A 4,721-nucleotide genomic window follows, 5' to 3' on the forward strand; every position below is an offset into this window, starting at 1 on the left:
AAAATTTAATTAATCCAACTAGAATGGTAAATGAACAATATCATATCCTCCGACTGGAATATCAAATGAATTTGTATTCCAATTCTGAATATCTCCTAATTTATTTCTGCTGCTTGTTGCATCAGCAGAATACCAAACACCATCCACATAGATTTGTGCCCATACGTGACCAGTATTCAAACCACTTGAGAACTTACAGTTCTTACCATGTGTATATCTAGCAGGTATGTCTGCTGCTCTACAAAGAGCCACAATCAAGTTAGCATGATCACAACAGTTACCTCTCTTATTGCTTAAAGTACCTGTTGCCTTATACTTGGTGTTTGCATAATATTCATATTTCACATTATCTCTAGTCCAATTGAATATAGCTTCAGCTTTAGCCCAAACAGTAGTTTTTCCAGCAGTTAAACTATTAGCCAATGAACGGATTGCTGAATTAAGTGCATCATTTCCAGAAGAGACCAGATATTTGGCTAGTTGAGCAGAAGTGAGAGACTGTATCTCATTTAAACCTTTTTTATACTGGGATGCATTTCCTCTTTTAGTGACATCTGAACCAGGTGTACCATCAACATCCTTTGCATTGAAAGTAACATAATTTGGCAATCTATTGTTAAGCCTATAAAAATCTAAAGCTTTTGAGAGTCCAAATATGTATAAATTAGGGGAAATCTTACCTATGCTTGTTTCTATATAGTTTGGAAGTCTATCTTGATCAATTGAATGATTAATTAATTTGTTAGCCAAAACTAAATAGTCACTTTTATTTAAAGCAGCATTAATGGATGAACTGCCTCCATTAGTATAAGTGGAATTAAGGGTTATTACATCCACATCAAGTTTTTTACCGTTATTAATATTTTCCACTGATTTAGCCATTAAATATGCAAAGGTAGTCATATTAATCTTTATGCCATTAACAGAAATTGTAGATGGAACATAACCCTTAAGCTCTACAAATTCTCTTAAATTGCTTGCTGATTGAGCAATATGATTAAATGTAAAAACCTTATCTGACTTGACATCCAGATTTACAGATCCAGATGAAGCAGAGTAAACGTTATCACCATCAAACTTATAAGTTAAAGCAACAGTCTTAGGAGAACTTTGTGACACTAATAAATGAGCTTGACCTTTAGAGTCAGTGGTGTTTTTAACAGTCTGACCATCCAAAGTAAAAGTCAAGGTTTTGCCGGATAAAACGTTACCGTCACCATCTTTTAAAGTCACTACATAAGAACTGTCATTCATTATGGAATTACCTGAATTCTTAAGTGAAGTGGAAAGCTTTACCCATAAATTAATATTTCCGGAAGATGACCTGTTATAATAGGAATCTCCTGCATAATAATAAGATAATTTATAGGATTTGCCTGCTTGAGCACCTATACCCAAACTAGTTACACCTTTTGAGTCAGTGGTTTTTTTATAAGTGCTACCACTAAAGACAAAAGTAACAGTCTTTTTAGATAATGCTTTACCATTTCCATCCTTTAAGGTAACCTTATATGCATTTCCCTTAATAATGGTTGAAGAGGATCCTGTTAAGGTTGTAGCCATCTTAGTTTTAAGATTTACTGAACCTGAACTGTAACCATAATTGCTACTTCCAGAATAACTGTAAGTTAATCTATAAGTATATCCAATAGGGGAATTGATTTTTAAGCTAGCAATTCCATTGGAATTAGTAGTTTTCTTATAGCTTTTTCCTCTGTATTTAAAAACTACATTTTTATTAGCTAAAACCTTACCATTACTATCCTTTAAAGTAACGTAATAATTTTTTCCTTTACCTACAGAACTGCCAGAATTGGTTAATTTTGTAGGTGTTTTAATAAATACAGATACTGTTTTAGAAGATGGACCATAATAGGAACTGCCCCCATATTTATAAGTAATATCATAAGATTTTGCAGGAGAAGCATTTAAAGTCAAACTGATTACTCCTCTGGAATTACTAGTCTTGGTATAAGTTTTACCATTAAATACAACTGTTACAGTCTTTTTAGTTAAAACTTTATTGCTAGAATCTCTTAAAGTGACAGTATACTGAGCTCCTTTTACTAAACGAGCATTAGATCCAACTATCTTTGTAGGCTTTTTGACCTTAAGATTTTTATAACCGGAATATGCTGCATAATAGCTATCTCCAGCAAATTTATAAGTCAATTTATAAGTTTTTCCTAGAGTGCCAGTAATAGTGAAACTAACAATTCCTTTAGAATTGGTAGTTAACTTATAAGTCTTGCCATTAAAAGTGAGGGTTACTGCTTTTGAAGCTAATACATTCCCTTTTTTATCTTTTAAAACTACTGAATAGGATCTTCCTTTAACTGCATCTTTAGTGGAACTTGAAATAGTTGTAGGAGTTTTGCTAACAGTTATTTTGTTAGATGCAGATGAATTTTCATACAATTCATCACCTTCAAAAATAACTCCAATTACATAACTACCTGCTTTTGCATTAATATTTAAGCTAGCAACACCTTTAGAGTCAGTAGTCTTAGTATAAGACTTTCCATTGAATGTAAAAGTCAAAGTTTTTCCAGATAAAACGTTTCCGTTATTATCCTTTAAAGTGACTGAATAATCGTATCCGTTTACTACACTTGAACTGGAACTCACAATAGAAGTAGAGTTTTTAGTAGGTTCAGCAGGATCTTCACTGCCTAAAACAGTAGCATCGGATAAGTCATTAGATTCAGAATTAGTATTTTCAAGTACTTCTGAATCATCATCTGCAGAATTGGAATCAATAGCTGATAAATCCTCATATTGACTACTTAAATCATCACTTACTGAATCCTCATTTTCTGAAAGATAATTCTGATTATCATTTATGTCACTTACATCGCTTGCTGATACTGAAGCCATTGTCAATATAAACAATGAAAAGATCAACAAAAGCAATGCTCTGTTTTTAGTCGAAATTTTTTCACCTCAATACATTAAAAAAGATGAATTAACATAACAAATAAAATAATGCTAATTTTTTATTTTAAAAACAAATTTTCATAATATATTTTTTACAAGAATTAAAGAATTTAGAAATTTTTTCTAAGTAAAATAATTCTTTTTTAATGTTATATAAAAATTTTTAATTAATATAATATAAATGTTTCTCTTAAAAAAAAATTAAACAGAAGAATATCATTACCTTAAATTTAATATAACAAGCAAATAATCATTAAATTTTAAAATAAAAAATATTTGATATTTATTTATAAAAAATAATAAAAAATATTAAATTAAATAAGAAAAAAAGAAATATTATTGAATAAAATTAAAAACAATCTAATAATGCTTTATTAGATAAATAAAGAACTAAACATATGTATTTTATTAAAATATAACAAAATAATAATCAAATAAATGAAATATAAACAAAATTAAAGGAATTTAATCAAAAAAGCAATAAATAAAGCTTTTTAAATTAAAAAACAAAAAAGTAAAATCCCATATTATATATAATATTAATATATAATTAAAGAAAGATTTTTTAAAAAATAGACCATTCTTATTTTAAAGAATAAAGGATGAATTAAAGGTAAAATCAAAAAATAAGCATTTAATTGGAAATAAAAAACCGTGCTTAGATAACCTAATTAAGGAGGAAAAATTATAAAAAATAAGGAAAAATAAGACAAAAATAAAAATAATAAAATAAGAAAAATAAGAAAAAATATAAAAAAAATAAAATAGGAAAAATAAGACAAAAAATAAAAATAATAAAATAAGAAAAATAAGAAAAAATATAAAAAAATAATGAAAAAAGAATTGAAGATTTTTAATTATTCTGAATCAGTTGACCCTGAAGAAGATCCCCCACCATCAGAGGAACCTCCACCATCAGAAGATCCCCCACCATCAGAGGAACCTCCACCATCAGAGGAACCTCCACCATCAGAAGATCCTCCACCATCAGAGGTGCCTGAATCACTAGAGCCAGAACCAGAACCATTGGAACCTGAACTGGAACCTCCAGAATTACTTGGGCTAGCAGAATGACTGGAACTTGAACTAGGCCTATATTTCACACCAGAACTTGAAGAACTGGAACTAGTGCTAACACTAGTACCTGTACCATCATCAGCTGTTAAATTCTCTGTTTCATTAATTGTTGTGTTAGTAACATTAGTTACATTTTCTTGCAATTCTGTATCATTTGAGTCTCCTAAGCCATTAGATATGAATAGGAAACCGCAAACAACTGCAGCAATTGCAATCAAGATAAGTAAAATAATAATTATTTTATTTCCAGTATCCATAAGAATTCTCCTAAATTTTTCAAAAATACAAATAGTATATTTAAATCTTTTAAGATTAATACAATAATAATATTTCTTTTTCAATAAATATAAATATTATCCTATTTCAAATTTAAAAAGAAAGATATCAGATTATCTGATAAAATTAGTTCTTTGTTTTTCTTCTTCATGCTTAGGCAATTCTGCATTTTCAATTGACTTTAAAATCCATGCCATGTTGCTTGCCAATGTTCTCATGGTTTGAAGACCTTCCAAGTCTTGCTTGACCTCTTCAGGAGTGTTTCCATGAACACTGTTCCAGTATTGGGATGCAATTACAGGCATGTTTGAAATGGTGAAGTACTTGTTCAATCTGTCAAAGCTTGCACTTGCTCCACCTCTACGGCAGCTTACGATAGAAGCTCCAGGTTTGAATTTAAAGTTAGCACTTGCAGCATAGAAAACCCTATC

Annotated in this window: 2 protein-coding genes and 1 pseudogene; all 3 read right to left on the reverse strand. The window is 29.7% G+C overall.

Features of this window, described 5'->3' with window-relative positions:
• Window positions 1-18 precede the first annotated feature (18 nt).
• Window positions 19-2,892, reverse strand: coding sequence for a transglutaminase domain-containing protein (locus tag IJI80_RS04645; RefSeq protein WP_292788066.1), 2,874 nt, complete (start codon window positions 2,890-2,892; stop codon window positions 19-21).
• 902 nt (window positions 2,893-3,794) lie between these two features.
• Complete coding sequence (locus IJI80_RS04650; RefSeq protein WP_292788067.1) at window positions 3,795-4,271, reverse strand: hypothetical protein; 477 nt, start codon at window positions 4,269-4,271, stop codon at window positions 3,795-3,797.
• Between the two features lie 132 nt (window positions 4,272-4,403).
• Window positions 4,404-4,721: pseudogene (locus IJI80_RS04655) on the reverse strand (flavodoxin family protein); the annotation flags it as partial.

The organism is Methanobrevibacter sp. (genome assembly GCF_017432245.1).
Classification (GTDB): domain Archaea; phylum Methanobacteriota; class Methanobacteria; order Methanobacteriales; family Methanobacteriaceae; genus Methanobrevibacter.

Excerpts from the sequence above, each read along its gene's own strand:
- IJI80_RS04650 (WP_292788067.1), bottom strand. The coding sequence starts at position 4,271 with ATGGATACTGGAAATAAAATAATTATTATTTTACTTATCTTGATTGCA.